General features: G+C 46.9%; 13 protein-coding genes. 7 read left to right on the top strand and 6 right to left on the bottom strand.

Annotation, left to right across the window (positions count from 1 at the left end; translation table 11 throughout):
- Positions 1–423, bottom strand: coding sequence for a secondary thiamine-phosphate synthase enzyme YjbQ (locus IRJ16_RS16905; protein ID WP_194112810.1), 423 nt, complete (start codon positions 421–423; stop codon positions 1–3).
- Positions 424–663: 240 nt separating this feature from the next.
- Between IRJ16_RS16905 and IRJ16_RS16900 the strand changes: the two genes are divergently transcribed.
- The gene (locus IRJ16_RS16900) at positions 664–1611 is read left to right on the top strand and encodes a Smr/MutS family protein (RefSeq protein WP_194112809.1); all 948 of its coding nucleotides are present in this window, start codon (positions 664–666) and stop codon (positions 1609–1611) included.
- Positions 1612–1618: 7 nt separating this feature from the next.
- Here the strand turns inward: IRJ16_RS16900 and IRJ16_RS16895 are convergent, their stop codons facing one another.
- Positions 1619–2269 (bottom strand): phosphatase PAP2-related protein, encoded by a 651-nt coding sequence (locus tag IRJ16_RS16895; protein WP_290246121.1) that lies wholly within the window; start codon positions 2267–2269, stop codon positions 1619–1621.
- Between the two features lie 174 nt (positions 2270–2443).
- Entirely contained in the window at positions 2444–3022 is a 579-nt protein-coding gene (locus IRJ16_RS16890; protein ID WP_194112807.1) for a YceI family protein, read from the bottom strand.
- Between the two features lie 317 nt (positions 3023–3339).
- On the opposite strand from IRJ16_RS16890, the gene IRJ16_RS16885 reads away from it, so the two are divergent.
- Complete coding sequence (locus IRJ16_RS16885; protein ID WP_194112806.1) at positions 3340–6246, top strand: carboxypeptidase-like regulatory domain-containing protein; 2907 nt, start codon at positions 3340–3342, stop codon at positions 6244–6246.
- A gap of 17 nt (positions 6247–6263) precedes the next feature.
- On the opposite strand, the gene IRJ16_RS16880 is transcribed toward IRJ16_RS16885, so the two are convergent.
- From IRJ16_RS16880 to IRJ16_RS16870, 3 genes are all read right to left on the bottom strand, one after another.
- Positions 6264–6986 (bottom strand): DoxX family protein, encoded by a 723-nt coding sequence (locus IRJ16_RS16880; protein ID WP_194112805.1) that lies wholly within the window; start codon positions 6984–6986, stop codon positions 6264–6266.
- 319 nt (positions 6987–7305) lie between these two features.
- Positions 7306–7587: a DUF1456 family protein gene (locus tag IRJ16_RS16875; RefSeq protein ID WP_194112804.1), complete on the bottom strand. Its 282-nt coding sequence runs from the start codon at positions 7585–7587 to the stop codon at positions 7306–7308.
- Positions 7588–7599: 12 nt separating this feature from the next.
- Positions 7600–8901: a DEAD/DEAH box helicase gene (locus tag IRJ16_RS16870; RefSeq protein ID WP_194112803.1), complete on the bottom strand. Its 1302-nt coding sequence runs from the start codon at positions 8899–8901 to the stop codon at positions 7600–7602.
- A 340-nt stretch (positions 8902–9241) separates the two neighbouring features.
- On the opposite strand from IRJ16_RS16870, the gene IRJ16_RS16865 reads away from it, so the two are divergent.
- From IRJ16_RS16865 to IRJ16_RS16845, 5 genes are all read left to right on the top strand, one after another.
- Entirely contained in the window at positions 9242–12034 is a 2793-nt protein-coding gene (locus IRJ16_RS16865; protein ID WP_194112802.1) for a carboxypeptidase-like regulatory domain-containing protein, read from the top strand.
- A 23-nt stretch (positions 12035–12057) separates the two neighbouring features.
- Positions 12058–17655 carry a carboxypeptidase-like regulatory domain-containing protein gene (locus IRJ16_RS16860; protein ID WP_194112801.1) on the top strand — a complete coding sequence of 1866 codons (5598 nt, stop codon included), beginning with the start codon at positions 12058–12060 and terminating at the stop codon, positions 17653–17655.
- Positions 17656–17918: 263 nt separating this feature from the next.
- Positions 17919–18710, top strand: a complete 792-nt coding sequence (locus IRJ16_RS16855) for a HipA family kinase (protein ID WP_194112800.1) — start codon at positions 17919–17921, stop codon at positions 18708–18710.
- Complete coding sequence (locus tag IRJ16_RS16850; protein WP_194112799.1) at positions 18694–19071, top strand: DUF3037 domain-containing protein; 378 nt, start codon at positions 18694–18696, stop codon at positions 19069–19071. The genes IRJ16_RS16855 and IRJ16_RS16850 overlap by 17 nt, the downstream gene beginning before the upstream one ends.
- Before the next feature lie 61 nt (positions 19072–19132).
- Positions 19133–19885, top strand: coding sequence for an MBL fold metallo-hydrolase (locus tag IRJ16_RS16845; protein ID WP_194112798.1), 753 nt, complete (start codon positions 19133–19135; stop codon positions 19883–19885).
- Positions 19886–20201 lie beyond the last annotated feature (316 nt).

Genomic DNA, 20201 nt, shown 5'->3' with positions numbered 1-20201 from the left:
CTATTCGCCCCACGCGGTCACCACTAAGCGGCGCGATCCGCCGTAATTGCGGTGCTCGCAGAGGTAAATGCCTTGCCAGGTGCCCAAAGCCAGTTCGCCATTGGTGATCGGTATCATTACCGAACTACCTAATAGCGACGCTTTCAGGTGCGCTGGCATATCGTCAGAGCCTTCGTAGTCATGGCGGTAATCGGGGTCGTTCTCGGGCGCTACCTTGTTAAAGTACATCTCAAAGTCTACACGTACGGTCGGGTCGGCGGCCTCGTTAATACTGAGCGATGCTGAAGTATGCTGAATAAAGACCTGACACATGCCTACCTGTATTTCTTCTATTTGGGGCAGGGCGTGCAAAACCTCATTAGTGATGATATGGAAACCGCGACGGCGTTCGCGTAGTTGTATGGCCTGCTGGTAGATCTTCATATTAGTAGTACGCCGAAGATATTAAATGGTTTTGTTGATCAGATGATCTTTATATCGTTCAAGAAACAAATTTTACCGTCGCCAAAAATATTTTTTTTTAAAATTACATTAGAAAATAAAAAACATCTTACTTTTGAGTGGTTATTTTAATAGGGGTATTGAATAACTATCACCAAAACCGGGTCGAAAGGCTCGGTTTTACTTTTTTTATACCCATTTGTATTTAAGCATCTATCAAAAATGAAGTATCAGTTAGGCGATTTTGTGCGGTTTGTTGATGAGAATCTGGAGGGGTACGTTACCCGTATCATCAGTGATGATATGATTGGCGTTACCGGGTCTGATGATTTTGAGATACCGGTGCCGGTCAGTAAAGTGACCACGGTACATGGGTATAAGAAGAATGCGACCGAACAGTCCAACGCTGCTCCCACAACTATTCCTGATGAGTTATTTGTAGAGAAAGGCATCTATCTGGCTGCAGCGCCCGATCATAAAACTAACGCGGTGGTGCATTTCTATCTGGTCAACCAAACTTCTTATCAGTTGGCGAGTACATTATCGGCCACGAAAGATAAACAGATCAGGGGCGAATTTGCCGGGATGATCGCGCCCGCGTCATACCTAAAGATCCACTCTGCACCATTAGCCGACCTGCAGATCTGGCCCGAGTTCACCTTGCAGATCTTATACTTTACCAAGCAGGCCAAGCAGATCATCGCTCCCCTAACTTTTACCGAAAAATTTAAGGCCAAAGATTTTGCCGGCACAAAAAAGTCTATACCCTTACTGAACGAAAATGGTTGGCTATTCCGCCTGGATGAGGACGAGGAGATTGCTATCGATGCTGAAAAATTAAAGGAGAGTTTCTTCAGATCAGCTACCGAGAAATTGACGGTAGATAAGCCTACCACGGAGGTTGACTTGCATATCGAAAAACTGCGCGACGACCATCAATTTATGAGTAGCGCCACCATCCTGAATTTTCAGTTGGATCATTTTAAAAAGACCTTAGAGGCCGCCATTGTGCATCAATTGCCAGAGGTGACCTTCATACACGGCACAGGCAACGGCATCCTTAAACACGAATTGCACAAGCTATTGGGCAAAAACCAAAAGGTGCAAACCTTTATGGATGCCCGTAAAGAAAAGTTCGGTTATGGAGCTACTAAAGTGATCCTAAAATAGGATGTTGCTATTTGCGCTCGTTGGCAGGGGAGTGGTCGCCAAGCATAGCTTTTACCAGTTTAAAGATCGGGTAAACGGCTATCGGCGCTACGATCACGTCCAGCGTGTAATGTACATGCTGAACCAATAGTAATATCCCAACGGCTATTACTGCTATAAGGCCGATAATTCTGTCGGTCTTTTTTTGCAGCGTTAAAAATATAAGGAATAGGGTAGCAGTATGACCCGAGAAGAAAAGATCTTTAGTGATCACGTTACCGCCGTAAAACAGTCCTGTGATCGGATCTACCAGATTGATCAATCCGGCAGGCGGATCGAGCTTGATCATGCTAATAGTGCAAAAGCGCACCAAAATGATGAACGAATAGGCCCACACAAAGGTAACATACATACCCGGGCGTTTAGCCGCGCGCACTAATGCCAATGCACCCATGCCCCAAATAATAGCAAAGATTAGAAACGATACGTTGTGGGCAGGGATCTGGTCAAGCACCCAATCATTAAGGCGGATACCTGGTCGTTTCTCTATCGAGTTAAAAAAGAAAGGCATCGCTCCAAGCAAAATAGCTACCAATACCGAACCACCTATCAGTTCGAACCGCGCTACAGAAGAGCTTAAAAAGCTCTTCCAACTCTCCTTACGACCTATCGTATTCACTTTACTCAATGCTCTTATCAATTATGGGGAGCAAAAATAAAGCTTTTAGTTTTGATCGTTAAAATAATTTTAACCGATCATTAAATAAAATGGCGTATCCGTGATAATTGTCCTAAACAAAAAAGCCGCGCCGGGGTTATCCCGGCGCGGCTTTTAAAATATCGTTAGTGCGAATTAGCCTTTAATGAACTCGGTTTTAGCAACCAAAGTAACTTCTTCGCCAACTACGGCAGAAGGGGTTTTTGCGCCTATACCAAAATCTTTACGGTTAAAAGTACCACTCACTTTAAAACCAGCAATTGTTTTGTTGTTTTGCGGGTTAGTGAACTGGCCGCCAAAAGTAGCGTCTAAAGTTATTGCTTTGGTAACACCGTGCATGGTAAGGTTACCGGTAACTTTGTAGTTCTTAGCGTCAACTTTTTTGAAAGAAGTGCTTTTGAAAGTCAACGTAGGGTATTTAGCTACCTCAAAAAAGTCAGGATTTTTCAAGTGTTCGTTGCGTCTGTCGTTCTCTGTGTCTATAGTGTTAACGTCAGCGGTCAATTCAACTACAGCATCGCTAAAGTCGTCTTTAGTGGTTTTAATAGTGGCCGAGAATTTTTTGAAGGTACCGTCAACCTCAGATATAGCCATGTGGCTAACAGAGAAACCTAATTTAGAGTGGGCGCCGTCCACGGTCCAGGTGCTGTCTGCAACCGGTTTAAATGACATTAAAGCAAGTGCAGAGAATAGAGTGATCAGTGTTTTTTTCATTTTGTTCTTAGATTAAGTGTTTAAACATACAAATGTTGTCATTTTTATTCGTCCCAACAATTGATGTATATCAACTAATTGTAATAATTACAGTTAAAACCAAAGATACAATGTAACACGGCTTTGTTAGCGATATTTTCATTAATACTATGCTAACATTATAATTATGATAAGAATTGTAAGCATGACAATTGCAAAATGGGTTAATAACTGTCTTATTTACAATAATTTATATTAATTTTTTTTGTCAAAAATTATAAATATGTAAATATTCATCCTTATAATTGTTCAACCTTACATCGCTCTCAAGTTCAATTATGATGGACTTTCAACCTAAATGGAAAAACACAATAGGCGTTGCTGTGGTGATGGCAGCGGTGGCATTATCGTATGCCTTCACCATAGCCGGGCCTGCCGGTGTTGCAAAAAGATCAGCAAAGTTTGGTGTAAATTACTGCCCCGCTGATACAGATCTCCTTTTATCAGATCCTGCTAAGTCTGTAAAGATCATCGCCGACTCATTAGCGAACCTAAAGCGCCGCTTGCCCATCGAGAAAGTGTACCTGCATACCGATAAAGCCTATTACAATATCGGCGATACGCTATGGCTCAAAGCCTATGTGACGGACGCGGGCAACCGACCATCCAAACACAGTGCCTTGCTGTATGTAGAGATGTATGATGATAGCGCCGACGTCATGCGCCGCATCAGCATCCCCATTAAAGAAGGTTTGGGCATGGCCCAGATTCCGCTGCCACTTAAAGTATTTAAAGAGGGCGGCTATACTTTACGCGCCTACACCAACTGGATGAACAACTTTGGCAGCGACTACTTTTTTACCCATCGTTTCTATTTAGGGATGCCTACGCAAGCTACCTGGCTGGTGAAGTCGACAGCAGCGATCGAACACGTAGGGGATAAGGACCGTCTGGACGTAGAGGTAAAACTACATCTTGGCGACAGGAAACCCGTATCGCTCAGCAATGTAGAAGTAAAGATCTACGAGGGGCGTTATTACCTCTTTAAAGAAAAAATGCGCACGGGTATTGATGGCAGCCTGAACTTTAGCAAACTGCTGAAGAACAAAGTGGATGGCCGCGACCTGAACATTCAGATCACCAGTTTGGATAAAGCCTACCCCAATAAAGTGATCAGGATACCGCTGGTCATTAACCGCGATGCCAAGATAGACCTGCAATTTTTGCCCGAAGGTGGTAAACTGGTAACAGGTATCCCTTCAACTGTCGGTTTTAAAGCGATAGGTGAGGATGGCAAAGGCATCGACGTAAAAGCTACCATTCAGGATGGCAAAGGCAATAAAGTGGCCGACATCAGCAGTTTTTATAATGGTATGGGTTCCTTTAAGTTCACACCCGAAGCCGGCCAAAGTTACGTCGCCAAGATCAGCGGCGGCAGATCTAATAACAAAACCTATAACCTACCTGCGGTGAACGCTACGGGAGTAGTAATGCATGTAGACAACCCCGAGCAGGACGGCGACATTAAAGTCAACGTAAAAGCCAGCGTCAACATTAGTCCGGATAGTAGTTATCATCTCCAAGGAATGATGAATGGACGGATCTACTATACAGAAAGGATCACAGCTAAGAACAGCGACCTTAATATCAGCAAGATGACCTTTCCATCAGGCATTGCAAGGTTCACTTTATTCAAAGGACTTACCCCGATAGCCGAACGTATGGTTTTTGTGGATCACAAGGACCGCCTGGATATCCGCGTGACGCAAAACAAAGCAAACTATCAAAAACGCGACAGCGTGAGTTTGGATATCGAGGTGAAAGACGCGACAGGTATTCCCGTACAAGGCAGTTTCTCATTATCAGTTACAGATAATACACAGGTAAAACCCGATACGATAGGTAACTTCGGCATCGCAACGCAATTGCTGTTAAAGTCGGGCTTAAAAAGCGATGTCGAAACCCCCGGTTACTACCTCCACCGCAAGGATGCCAAAGCCTGGCAAGCACTGGACAATTTAATGCTGACCCAGGGGTGGACGGCGTATGATTGGAAAGACGTTTTTGCACCGGCCACTAAACCCAAGTTTGTAGTGGAAAAGGATCTTTCGGTAACAGGTACGGTGGTTAATGTGGCGAACAAACCTGTACCCGATGTGTCGGTCCTGATATCGTCTCAAAAGCCGCAATATACGGCTATCGCTTTTACGGATAAGGATGGACGGTATCTGTTCAAGAACCTGCCGCAAACCGATTCGGGTTCGTTCTTTTTGCAGGGCAATAATAAAAAAGGAAAAATGATAGCCTTTGGAGATATCACGGTCGATAAGATCAATATCCCTAACGTGCCCGAGATGTATCGCACACCCATCATGCCCTGGTTCGTTAATAGTGATACCTCGCAGTTGGACTATATAAAACGCGTAGCGCAAAAGGCTGCTATTTTAGCAGATCCTGTAGGCGAGGGTACCATGCTGAAGAACGTGACCATCAGCAAAGCGCGCATCATACCGGGCGGAGAACTGAATGGCCGCACCGATCTGGGTTTTGATGAAGCCGAGATCAAAGAGTCGACCACACAGAACCTTTACCAACTATTAAAACAAAAGATACCAGGGTTTGGGATACGGCATGAACGTGCTTATCATGGCGGCGGAGCTACGATGAGGATGGATGGTTACAGAATGGTTGGCGGTGTCAGGGAATATAGTGAGCATTTTATAAATTTTATAGTTATAGATGGAAAGGAAGTAGGCTTCGAGAAAGAAGATCCATATTCGATAGAGGAGTATAAACAGAGATTAAGCGAGGTGATCGTCCCTAATCTTAAAACACTTGAGATCGTTTGGAGCCCCGAGTTCATCCCAGCAAGGTATAACTATCTCAAGCGTTTGGATTACTACGTTTGCATGATATTTATCAATACTCGGTCGGGCGGGGTATACGTCAAAGCGAAGAATGGTACCACCACCTATCGCCCCTTACCGGTTATGCAACCCAAGCAATTTTATAGTCCAAGATATAAAGCTAACGCAGCTACACCAATTCCCGATTATCGCTCCACCATACATTGGGAACCGCAATTGTACACTGATATTAATGGCAAGGCAAAAATATGGTTCTACACGTCCGACCTGCCTAAGGACTATACCATCAACATACAAGGGATGGGGCAGGAGGGGGAGATGGGAAGCCTTGTGCAAAAAATAGGGAACGCATCTGTCACAACGGCCGGTAAACCATAAAGCATGTGTGGCCGAACTTAACGCGGCTTACTTTCAACCTCGTTATACTGGTCGAGCGCTTTATGCAGCGGCATACCGCTGTTATGGATACTATCACAAAAAGCTTGACAAGCTCGCGGGTTTTCGCTATCTTTACATTGCTTTTCGCAATCGCTTATCGTGTTGCGGGGCATTATTTCAAACATGTGCGTCACGGTAAAAACCACCAGCACAACGGTCGCGAAAGCGCCTCCAAAAAATTTTATCGGGAATTTGTTGTCCAGCTGTTTCGGCTTGTTTTTTTGTATAGGTATAGGTTCGGTCTTGAAGGGGAAGACGAATTGCAGCCTGTCATAATACCATACCAGTAAATACAGGTTAGCGATAACCATCAGCGGAGATGTGACCAGCGACCCTTCAAATCGTACCGACAAGGATAGGATACAGATATTGAGGATGATCGGGAAATATAATAAAGCTCCCATTATGGCAGTGCGCGGTATCAGCAACAGCAGACCGGCAGTCACCTGCAAGTAGCCAATGAATGTGTGATAATAGCCGGTATGGTACAGCGCTTCCAGGTAATGGCCCATGGGCTGGTTATTATGCAGATCGGTAAAACGCTCGTGGTTTATCTTTACAATGCCTGGTGGAATAAACCCGGCCGCTAAAGCCAACCGGCAGAACACCGTGAAGTAATTCATCCACCTATTGCGGCGGGCATCAAGATATAGTTTATGAAAATTAGGGAGGGTATTCATTTGCTTAAAGTACTTTGAATTGCAAAGTAAATGATTGCAGTGGACCTAAGCAAATTTTGATGGAGTTTTTTTTTGTTAAAGTAATGAGGTGGTTAGTAGAAGCGAGAAGAAGGAAAATGCTTAAAAGTCTCGCATCCCCCGCTTGAGCGGGGTCAGGGGTGTGTTCTTCATGTGCAAGGTCTGCGAAAGGACACACCCCCATCTAAGATTCTGCTCGATGTTTTTTAAAGGCTTCCCCGCTCGAGCGGGGAGACTTGGGCTTTTCAATTATCTTAGAGGTCCGATCGATCTAATAACTCGAGAGTGACAACGAGAGGTATTACTCGGCTTTATCTTCCCCCTTAAAAGGCTTCGGCACCCCAGCACCTTGTTTACCGCTGCCATCGCGTGGGCCGCGGGTGTAAATGATCAGTCCGTTAAGGAAGTTGCGCAGGATCTGATCGCCGCAAGGTTTAAAGTTAGGGTGGTCATCGGCACGGAAGATAGCGCCAACTTCGGTCTTGGTCATGCGGAAGTTGGCCAGCTCCAGCACTTTTATAATATCATCGTCGGTGAATTTCATCGCTACACGTAGCTTTTTCATGACATCGTTATTGTTCATATCCTTATCTTTTTATCGTGAAATATCTATTTTGATCTTCCGGCCTTTAATTTTTTCGTTGCTCACCAATTTAACGGTGCGCTCTATCAGGTTGCGTTTAACGGCCGCGTAAGATGAATGGTCCAATACCTCGATCAGGCCCAGTTCGTCTTTAGCTAAACCGCCTTTTTGCAGCAGCAGCCCAACAATATCCACTTTGTTGATCTTGTCTTTTTTACCGGCGGCAATGTAAAGCGTAACCCATGGAGACGGGGCGGGCGGTACAGGATGTTCGGGCAGTTGTTCCTCTTCAGGTAGTACCGTCAGGTAAGAGAGCTTATCATCCGGGCTAAGCATCAGGTAAGATGTGCCCTTGGCCTGCATCCGGGCGGTACGGCCGTTACGGTGCGTAAATGCCTCTTCGTTATGTGGCAACTGGTAATGGATCACGTGCGCTATTTCGGGGATATCCAGACCGCGTGACGCCAGATCGGTGGTGATCAAAACCCTATGGCTGCCGTTCCTGAATTTTAATAAGGCGCGCTCGCGGTCCTCCTGCTCCATACCACCATGAAAGATGTCGTGAGGCAGACCACGGTCGTACAGCAGGTCGCTCACACGCTCTACGGCATCTCGGTGGTTGCAAAAGATCAGCGTAGGCTTATCACTCACCTTACAAACCAGGGCGTATAAGGCATCCAGTTTGTCGGCAGGTTCGCTGAAAACCACTTTCTGCAAAAGGTCGGGTTTGGCGGCAACATTACCCAAATAGTTGAGTATTTGCGGTTTTACCATGCCGGTAAAGGATGGTATCTCGTCCATTTGCGTGGCCGAGGTCAGCATCCGCTTTTTGATATTTGGCATTTGCCTGATGATGTAAGCCATATCCTCCTGAAAACCGAATTCCAGCGCCTTATCAAATTCGTCCAGTATCAGGGTTTTGATGGTATCGGTGCTAAACGTTTCGCGGCGCAGGTGGTGCCCGATGCGGCCTGGCGTACCGATCAGCACGGCAGGTGGTTGCTTAAGATTATTCAACTCGATCTTAAGAGGATGGCCGCCGTAGCAACAATTCACCTTAAAGCCGCTGCCAATAACGCGGAAAACCTGTTCTATCTGCAAAGCCAGCTCACGCGATGGCACCATGATCATGGCCTGAACAGTAGGGACTTTAGCATCCAGCGACTGTATCAGCGGTAGCAGGAACGCCAGCGTTTTGCCCGATCCGGTAGGCGATAGCAAGATCATATCGCCTTGGTCGGCAGCGCTAATGGCTGCCTGCTGCATGGCGTTCAGGGCGGTTATTTTTAAGTTAGTGAGTGCTTGCGTTATCATTTATGGGGGCTTGTGGCAAAGATAGATGAATTATTGGTGCTTTGCAGGATAGATATTGGCCCGCCCGGCTCACTAACTGTATAACTTACAGTTAAAGCAAATTGTGTAAGGTTAAGCGTTTTAGCATTTAATAATTATAACAATAAATAAGCAGAGTTGCCAATATTGTAAAAATGATGCTTGATGGATTTTGTTTTAGTTCAATAACTGTCTATTATACAATAATTTATGTGAAAAAATATTAAATTTTTTTATCATATTCTCAATTATTATATCTACAATTGTTCAGCCTTTATAACCAATTATTCAGTTAACTGTGATAAAGTTTCAACCTAAACCGATGATGTACCGCGTTGTAGTTTTCGCGGTAGTCCTGGCGCTATTTGCCTTCGCAAAAAAGGCCGAAGATCCGATAGACAAACTGGTGGCCGCCCTCCAAAAGTGGACGGCTGCCAGTCCCCGGGAAAAAGTTTACCTCCAATTAGATAAGCCCTATTATGCCCTTGGCGATACCATTTGGTTCAAGGGGTATATCACTACAGGCAGCCGTAACCAACTATCAGCAATTAGTGGTTCTGTTTATGTGGACCTGATCAACGAGCAAGATTCTGTAGTGCGTGATCTAAAATTGCCCATCACTACGGGCATGACCATGGGCGATATGGTATTGGGCGACGACCTGGTAGAGGGCAATTACCGCGTACGCGCCTACACTCAATGGATGCGCAACGCCGGCGAGGAGTGGTATTTTGATAAGACCTTCACCGTGGGATCGGTGGTTAGCAATGGCATCATCACTAAAGCCGATTATCAATATAAAGACGTTAACGGCAAGCAAATGCTTACCGCCATGCTAAACTATAGTGATGATAAAGGCCAGCCGCTGGCCGGTAAAAATGTTACTTACCGCATCACCATCGATAAAAATGTAGTGTGGACCAAAAGCACTAAAACCGATGCCAACGGCAATATCCCGGTCAACATCGCTAACGAGCATAAAGCGGATCTTACCGGCGCCTACATCCGCACCACGCTGAATAACAGCAGCAATAAAGAGGTCATTAAAGATTTTCCGATCAAGGCAGCACTATCTCAAAGCGATGTGCAGTTCTTCCCCGAGGGTGGCACGACGGTGAATGGTGTTGCCACAAAGGTCGCTTTTAAAGCTACCGGTGTAGATGGTCTGGGGATGAATATCACGGGGAAAGTCGTAGAAACCTCGACCCAAAAAGAGGTGACCATGTTTACCACGGCGCATGCAGGCATGGGCAGTTTTATCTTGAGGCCGCAAGCGGGTAGGGACTATTCGGCATTGATCACATTTGATGATCGTAGTACCAAGCTGATCGCCTTGCCTAAAGCAGTCGATAATGGTTACGTACTCAGCGTTTATCAACCTCAAAAAGACAGCGTGCTGGTGAGGGTGAGTGCCGCGGAAGGGCAAACGGCACAACGCCTCGGGCTGATAGCCCAGTCCGGCGGGGAGACCATCTTTGCTACTACGCTAACCATCGACAGACCTATCACTTCGTTCTGGCTGGATAAGAACGCCTTCCCGACAGGGATAGCCCAGTTCACCTTGTTCAGCGCGACGGGGGAACCGATGAATGAGCGTATCGCCTTCATTAAAAGTAACGACAGGCTTGATCTGGATATCAAACCTAATAAGCAGATCTACAAGGGTAAAGAGCAGGTTAGCGTAAACCTGATATCTAAAGATGGCAACGGCAAAAATACGGCAGGCAATTTTTCGGTCAGTGTGATCGATGAGAGCAAGATCCCATCTGATGAGGCCAATGAGACCAGCATCCTATCCAGCCTGTTGCTAACATCCGACATTAAAGGTTATATCGAAAAGCCGAATTATTATTTTATCAATGATAACGAACAGACCGACAAAGCCCTGGATAACCTGATGCTGACCCAGGGTTACCGAAAATTTGTGTGGAAGGATATCGCGAGCAACAAGATTGTCACCCCGCCCCAATTCCCGGCCGAGAATATGGGTATATCTATATCGGGCAAGGTGAAAACGCTGACCGGACAAGTGGCCCCGAACGCGGCGGTCACTTTGCATTCTACCCGTGCACGGATCACCAAAGTTGCGCTGACCGATGCTGAAGGTAAGTTCAGGTTCGATGGTATCTTCCTGACCGATAGTATCAAGTTCGCTGTCCAGGCCCGTACTAATAAGGGGAGTGATAAACTGATCGTCAGCATGGACAGCATACCGCGCCAGGCTATGAGCAAAAATCCTAACGCCGGCGATCTGGCCACCAATATCCCCGGCATACTGAAAGCTTATATCGAAGCAGGCAGAAAGCAGGATGAACTGAATATTAAAATGGGGAGGATGGATAAGGTGCATAAGCTAAGGGAAGTGAATATTCGTGGGGCGAAGGATAAGAAGGAAATGTATGCGATACAAGGTCCGCTTAAGATACCTGAAGGGCATGCAGACCGGACGCTGATCATAAACGAGAAAGAAATGGAACGATATGGTTCTTTGGCGAGTTTCCTTGCTGCAGGAGCAATACCGAATGTAAAAATGGCAGCTACTGGTGGACTTCCGTCTGCAAAGGTTTTGGAAAAATATTGGACTTTTCGCGTTATTCTTGATGGCCGGTTCTTGAGCAAAGAGGAAGCACTGGGAGTCTTCGACAATTCTTATGTTCATTGCAGCGATATTGTGAAAATTGAAGCAGTAATACAAAATATGGCTTTAAAGGCGATATTGAGTACTGGTGATCAGCCGGTCTTATTTGTTTACACCAAGCCGGTAAAAGATCGTAAGCAGTACAACCCATCCATTGCCAACATCACCCCCAAAGGCTTTAATAAAGCCCGAGAGTTCTATTCGCCAAAATATGACCGCCCGGGAATGGATAAAACGATACCCGACATGCGCACGACCGTTTATTGGAACCCATACCTAAAAACCTACGCCGCAGGACAGGGGAGTTTTAACTTTTATACGGCCGATGGGCCGGCAACCTACCGCGTTACCGTAGAAGGCATTAACGCCGACGGCCAATTGGGCCGCAAAGTGGTCCGCATTACGGTGGATGCCGAGCCGTTCAACGGCAACAAATTTGAGCTCTGGCCGGGTTACCGCGCCTTCGCCACTAAATAATTGTTAATCAAAACGTTTGAACAATGACTACGAAACCTAAACACATGATAAAATGCCTGCTGGCGGCTGTTGTTACGCTGTCGCTGGCTTTCACGTTCAAACAGGCAGATGATCCTATAGATAAACTGGTGGCCGCCCTGCAAAAATGGAGCGCTGCCAGTCCGCAGGAGAAGGTCTATCTGCATTTAGATCGGCCTTACTATGCCCTTGGCGATACCATTTGGTTTAAAGGGTACGTTACCACCGGCGCTAAACATCAGCTATCGGCCATGAGCGGCGCGCTGTATGTTGACCTGATCGACGAGCGCGATTCGATAGTCCGTAAGCTGAAACTACCTGTAACCACCGGTATGGTAATGGGGAATATGACGCTGGACGATAACCTGACCGAGGGCAATTATCGCATCCGCGCTTACACCCAATGGATGCGCAACGCGGGTGAGGAATATTTTTTTGATGAGACCTTCACTATCGGCTCGGTTTACAGCAGCGGCATAGTTACCCGCGCGGATTATAATTACAAGACCGTTGATGGCAAAAATGTACTGGCTGCCAACCTCACTTATACCGATGAAAATGGTAAACCGCTCATTAACAAGTCGGTGATCTATCGCATTTATATCGATAAAAAGCTGTCGTACACCAAGTCTACGAAGACCGACGCAAATGGTGTCATCGCCCTCAATATCGCCAATGATAACAAGATCGACCTTGCTGGCGCCTACATCCGCAGCACGCTCAGCAATGCGGCTAATAAAGAGATCAATAAGATAACGCCTATCAAGGCCATGTTAGCGCAAAGCGATGTGCAGATATTTCCCGAGGGTGGTAACCTTGTCAATGGTGTTACCAGTCGTGTAGGTTTCAAAGCGGTAGGGATAGACGGTTTGGGTCTTGCCATTAGCGGGAAAGTGCTGGATAACGATAATAAAGAGATCACCGCATTTAGCACCTTGTATGCAGGCATGGGCAGTTTTGTGCTAAGGCCCGAGCAAGGTAAAACCTACACCGCCAAAGTAGCTTTTGCCGATGGATCAATAAAGAGCATCCCCCTGCAAGTCGCAACGGACGGCGGTTATGTATTAGGCGTTTATCAGCCCGGCAATGATAGCGTATTGGTGAGGATCAATACTGCCCAGCAGCAAGTGGCTCAACCTAAAAATGTCGGCCTGATCGTGCAGGCGGGCGGCGAAAGTGTTTTTGCTACCAATGTGATCATGGATCAGCCCATGAAGTCGGTTTGGCTGGATAGGAAGGCCTTCCCGAGTGGAATAGCGCAGTTTACGCTGTTCGACGCGATGGGCAAACCCGTTAACGAGCGTGTGGCTTTCATCAAAAGTAACAACCGTATGGAGCTGGATATTAAACCGGGCAAAAGTAGCTATAGAAGTAAAGAGCCGGTATCTATGGCCTTAATGGCCAAGGACGGCAACGGCAAAGCAACGGCGGCCAATTTTTCGGTAAGCGTGGTTGATGAAAGTAAAGTGCCGAGCGATGAGGCTGACGAGACCAGCATATTTTCGAGCTTACTGCTGTCGTCAGATATTAAGGGCTATATCGAAAAACCGAACTACTATTTTATGAAGGACGACGAGCCGACTAACACCGCGCTCGATAACCTGATGCTGACCCAAGGCTATCGCCGTTTTAAATGGACCGAGATAGAGAAATTAGCCAACAGCAAACCTGCTTTCGAGTTAGAGAATGTGGGCACCACCATATCGGGCAAGGTGCAAACGCTTACGCACAAGCCGCTGTACAATGCCACGGTTACGCTGTTATCAGTAAAAGCTAAAGTGACCAAGTTTACCAGTACAGATTCGGCAGGCAGGTTCAGGTTCGATGGTATCTTTATGACCGATAGTATCAAATTTGCAGTTCAGGCGCGTAACCCTAAAGGTAAGGATAAGGTAGAGGTGATCTTAGATAGTGTGCCCAAAATACAAGTAGCCCGTAACCCTAATATGGGCGATGTATCTACCAATATATCGGGCCGTTTAAAAGCTTACATAGATGCCGGTAAAAAGCAGGATGAACTGAATACCAAAATGGGCCGCATGGACCAGGTGCGCCGCTTGCGCGAGGTAAGTATTAAGGCGGTAAAAGATAAGGTTATCCCGCTATCGCCAAATTTGGGACTTAGGATACCCGAGGGACACGAGGACAAGACCTATACCATGAAAGAGACCGATGTGTTTGCCACCTTGGGGCTATCGCTTAATGGAAAATTGGGGCCGGTAATGTTTCATCAAGGAGGCGCTGTACAGTTTTTACCGCATGTTAAGTTGGCCGCTATGTCAACTATTTTAAATGGACGTTTGATAACCAACGAGCAAGAATTGATAGACATTTATGACGGAGCCATTGATCCTATGGATGTTGTAAAAGTAGATGCCGTCTACGCTAAAGATTCTCCGCTATATAAAATGCTAAATACGGGTCCGGTACTGTTGATCTACACTAAGTTGAATTTTACGCGCCGCGTTTTTACACCAAGCCTTGTCAATATATCGCCTAAAGGTTTTAATAAAGCAAGGGAGTTCTATTCGCCAAGGTTTGATAGGCCGGGCGTTAACAAGAACCTGCCCGATATGCGGAATACCATTTACTGGAACCCCTACCTAAAAACTTATGCCGGCGGCCGCGCCAGTATGAATTACTTTAACGGCGATGGCCCGGCTAACTATCGGGTTACGGTAGAGGGGATAAATGCCGACGGTCATTTGGGCCGCAAGGTTTTCAGGTACACCGTGGATGGCGAGTTGGGTAACACCAATGCCTTGCCCGCTGCTTTTAATGATGATAATTTCCGCACCGTAAGCACCGCTTTGGACAGCATGCAAAAACGCCTGCCAATAGAGAAGGTGTACCTGCATACCGATAAGCCGTACTACAATATTGGCGACACGCTGTGGTTTAAAGCCTACGTTACCGATGCTACCCGCAACGCTACTAAAGTGAGTGGTTTGCTATATGTAGAATTGGACGATGATAGCGGACAAGTAGCCCGCCGGGTAAGTATCCCAATTAAAGAGGGTATAGGTTCGGCACGGATACCGCTGCCGGCGACAATTTTTCAGGAGGGCGGCTACACGTTAAGGGCCTATACCAACTGGCAGCAGAACTTTGGCGACAGCTACTTTTTTACTCAACGCTTTTATATGGGCGTTCCGGCGCAGTCGGCTTGGCTGGTCAACTCTACGGCAGCTATTGACCGGGTGGCCGAGAAGAACCGTCTTGACGTGGACATCAAACTAAAACATGGCGACCGTACCGCCGTTGCCCTTACCGATGTGGAAGTACGCATTTACGAGGGCCGGTATTACCTCTTTAAAGAAAAGATGCGCACGGGTATAGATGGCAGCCTGAAATTTAGTAAAGAGCTAAAAGACAAAGTAGATGGCCGCAACCTGCGTGTACAGGTGAGCGGGCTTGAAAAGGCTTTTAAAGATAAAATGGTACAAGTGCCGCTGGCGATAAACCGCCACCAAAATATCGACCTTCAATTTATGCCCGAAGGCGGCAATTTGGTAGCCGGCCTTAAGTCGGTTGTAGGTTTTAAAGCCTTAGGCGAGGATGGTAAAAGCACATCCGTTGCCGGTAGCATTTACGATAGCAAAGGTGTGGAGGTGGTGCCGTTTGCCACAACCCACAAAGGTATGGGTGTTTTAGAATTTACGCCTAAAGCTGGCGAAAAATATATGGCGAGATTGAGCCAACCTGCTGTTAAGAGTTTTGATCTGCCCAAGGTAAATGCCTTAGGTACGGTTATGCACGTAGGTAATAACGAGCAGGACTCTATCCTGACCGTAAATATTGCAGGTGTAGATAAACTGCCCGGCGATAGTGCTGTGTATCTGATCGGTACATCTGGCGGAAAGATGTATTACTCGCAGCAGGTAGATCGTAAACAAACCACGCTGACAGTGAGTAAAGAGCAATTCCCGACAGGCGTAGCACGACTGACCTTGTTAAAAGGCAAACGTACATTGAACGAACGTGCTGTATTTATTGATAACAAAGATCAGTTGCAGATCAAAGTACTGGCCAATAAACCCCGCTACAACAAGCGCGACAGCGTTGGGTTGGAGATAGAGATAAAGGATAAAAGCGGCAACCCGGTACAAGGTAGTTTCTCGCTCGCGGTGACGGATAACTCGCAGGTCAAGGCCGATACCATCGGGAGTAACAGTATCAATACCCGTCTGATCCTGAGCGCCGATCTAAAAGGCCATATTGAGGATCCGGGTTATTATATCGAGCGTAAAGACAAGCAGGCCTGGGCCGATCTGGACAACCTGCTGCTGACCCAGGGTTGGACCGGTTACGACTGGAAGGATATTTTTGCACCCGCTAAACCCCTAAAATTCAGGGCCGAAAAGGAATTGGTGATCACAGGCCAGGTAACCAACTTGTCTAAAAAGCCTGTCCCTAATGCAGAGGTGCTGATATCATCTCAAAAGCCAAGTTTTGTGACCACTACGTTAACAGATGCCGATGGCCGTTACAGCTTTAAAAATTTGCCGCCGATAGATACAGGATCATTCTTTTTACAGGGTAATAATGCTAAGGGCAAAGCACGTGCGTTCGGTAACATCAGCGTTGATAAGATCAAAGCTGCGCCGATACCCGAAACTTTCCGCAGCGCGGTGATGCCTTGGTACGTGAATAGCGATACCGCCCAGCTTAACTTTGTAAAACGCGTGGCCCAAAAGGCAGACCTGTCTAACATTAAAGGCATGGGTAAGATGCTAAAGAACGTGGATATCAAGAATGTAAAGGTCATTAAAGGAACCTACAACCGCAATGGCCCGGGCAGGCAGGATATGGTGTTTGATGAACAGGATATTAAAGAATCGGCAGTAGATAACCTTTACCAACTGGTGCGCCAAAAGCTGCCCGGTATGAAGATAACCATGGAGCGCGGTATGCCTACTTTGCGTATGAACGGCCGCTTTGTGGTGATCTTGGTAGACGGCTCGGGCCTGCCTATCATGATGGATCAGCCACCAACAGCAGAGGAGTTATTTGAAGAACTAAGCAGTTTTAAGATCGCCCAATTTAAAGGCATGGAGGTGATGTACACCGAGAACAATCTCGTAAAATATCAGCAACCAAGGGATCAGTGGATAGCTATAAGTTTTCCCGGATCGGTGATCGCTGCTTCAGAGGAAACACTTAAAACCGGAGGGGCGACATCACCGTGGTATTTCAAGACCGAATACCGGCCGGGTTACCTGGAGCACCGCGCCAATGTTGCTTCTAATAAAGTGCCGGATGTGTTGGTAGTAGATATAACGACCAAGGGTGGCAGCGGTTTTTTTCGTAACCCGGCACCAAACGCGGTCACTTACCGCCCGCTGCCGGTGATGAAGCCAGAGAAATTCTATCGCCCTAAATACAAAGTGAATGAGCCTGTGACCGGTATGCCCGATTACCGTGCCACCATCCATTGGGAGCCCAATATTCTTACCGATCTTAATGGGAAAGCTAAAGTGTCGTTCTATACCTCAGATCTGCCATCGAATTACACGCTCAACCTGCAAGGCATCACGCATGATGGTGACGTTGGTAGTTTGATCATTAAGTTGCCAAAGGTGCCGAGGATGGATCCGCAGTAGGGGCACGATAATGCTTTAAAAGTCTCGCTTCCCCGCTTGAGCGGGGTCAGGGGTGTGCCCTCCGTTTGCATAATCGGCGAAAGGACACACCCCTATTTAAGGTTCTGCTCCATGTTCGTTCAGTGCATCCCCGCTCAAGCGGGGAGACTTGGTTACCGTGGCAAACTCAGCTCCAATGCCGTTATGTTAATGACTACATCACCACCGACCGAATTTTTATTTCGACCACCTCTTTTAGGATAATTGAGTAGTTTAGCCCTTAAATGGCTACCAATAATTTACAATTACGCACCGTCAACGTTACCCGATACGTAACGCCCTTACGCGAGGGCGGTTCGCTGCCGGCTATCGCCGAGGCTGACGACGACTTTTTATATGTCCTTAAATTTCGTGGGGCAGGGCAGGGTGTTAAAGCTCTTATTGCCGAATTGATCGGCGGGGAACTGGCCCGTGCCTTGGGTTTAAAAATACCCGAACTGGTCTTTGCCAACCTTGACGAAGCCTTTGGCCGTACCGAACCTGACGAGGAGATACAGGACCTGCTGAAAGCCAGCGTAGGGCAAAATTTGGCGCTGCATTACCTGTCCGGGGCGATCACATTTGACCCTGTGGTCACTACCATCGACCCGTTGTTAGCGTCACAAATACTATGGTTGGATTGCCTGCTGACCAATGTGGACCGTACGCCACGCAATACCAATATGCTGATCTGGCATAAGGAGTTATGGCTGATAGACCACGGCGCAGCACTGTATTTTCATCACAGCTGGGATAACTGGAAAGAGCAAGCCGTACGGCCGTTCGTGCAGGTGAAAGATCATGTATTGCTAAAATGGGCTACCGAATTAGATACCGTTGATGCGGAATTTAGATCGATAATTACCGAGCAACTGATCAGGGATATCGTTGGTTTGATACCCGAAGAATGGCTATCTACAGGAGACATTACTGCCGACGAACGCCGCGAGGTGTATATCCAATTCCTGCTGACGAGGTTGGCCTCATCTGAAATATTTGTTAACGAAGCAAAGCGAGCACGTGAAACAGGTATTTGAGTACGCCGTGATCCGCGTAATGCCAAGGGTAGAACGCGAGGAGTTTATTAACGTAGGTGTGATCCTCTACTGTAAAAGGCTGAAGTACATTGGCTCCATAGTAGCCGTTAACGAAGACCGCTTATGCTGCTTTGCCGGTGCTGATGAGGTGGCCGACATCAAAGCTAATTTGGCTGCCTTTGAGAATATCTGTAAAGGCGATAAAGGTAGCGGCCCGATAGGTCAGCTGGATGAAGCATCACGTTTTAGGTGGCTGACCGCTACCCGTAGCACCGTAGTACAGGCATCAAAAGTACACCCGGGGATGACCGATGACCCGGCGGCAACTTTGCAGCGTTTGCTGGAACAATTGGTGTTGTGATCATCTGCAAAACATTGATCGCTGATCGGCGGTTTAGCTATAACAAGTAGCAAATTTTGATATGAAAAAGAGTACAATTATCGCGTTATTTTTGAGTTTTAACTCACTTTTGTCGTTCGCGCAATTACCCGCAACCGATAAGTTGCAGGTTAAGGGCGGCGAGCTGACCATCCAGCCCATCACCCACGCCACTTTGGTGTTGAGCTATCAGGGAAAGAACATCTACATCGACCCGACCGGTGGTGCCGAAGCATTTAAAGGTCTGGGTGCTCCGGACATGATCCTGATCACCGATATCCACGGTGACCACTTTGATCCTAAAACGTTAGAGGCGGTAAACACCAACAAGGCGGTGCTCATCGCCCCGCAAGCCGTCGCTGACAAGTTGCCCGCTACAACCGACAAAACTAAATTGGTGATCCTGAAAAACGGCGAGACCAAAAAAGGCACGGTTGACGTGACCGCCATCCCGATGTACAACATTCCGGAGTCGCCAACCGCGTTCCATACCAAGGGTAGGGGTAACGGCTATGTACTGAACATTGGTGGCAAGAATATCTACATCTCAGGCGATACGATGGACATCCCCGAAATGCGCAGCCTTAAAAACATCGATGTAGCCTTTGTGTGTATGAACCTGCCCTATACCATGGATGTAAAAACAGCCGCGAGCGGTGTGCTGGCTTTTAAACCAAAGATCGTTTACCCATATCACTACCGTGGTCAGGATGTGGAGCAATTTAAAAGCCTGGTGAACGCCGGTGATAAAAATATCGATGTAAGGTTGAGGGAGTGGTATCCGGTTAAGAAGTAGTTTTGATCAGATGATCCATTTTTAAGGTCTTCTGCAATCATAGATCCGATGGAACCCAAAGTTGAGACGAAAAGCCCATGTTTCCCCGCTTGAGCGGGGAAGCACTGAACGAACATAAGGCAGAACCTTTCATAGGGGTGTGTCCTTTCACCTTGCAAACCAAGGACACACCCCTGACCCCGCTCAAGCGCTATCGTGTGGACACATCTTTATGGAGACAATAGGCCTCCATTGCATCATTAAAACGACCAAGACCTATCCATAGCGTGGTAATTCCGGGATTTTTATAGCTTTCGTATCCTTTCCATCCGCCTAA

The sequence above is a fragment of the Mucilaginibacter myungsuensis genome (genome assembly GCF_015222005.1).
In the GTDB taxonomy this organism is placed as follows: domain Bacteria; phylum Bacteroidota; class Bacteroidia; order Sphingobacteriales; family Sphingobacteriaceae; genus Mucilaginibacter; species Mucilaginibacter myungsuensis.
Note: the sequence above shows the minus strand (reverse complement) of the source record. Positions and strands in the feature narration are given on the sequence as shown.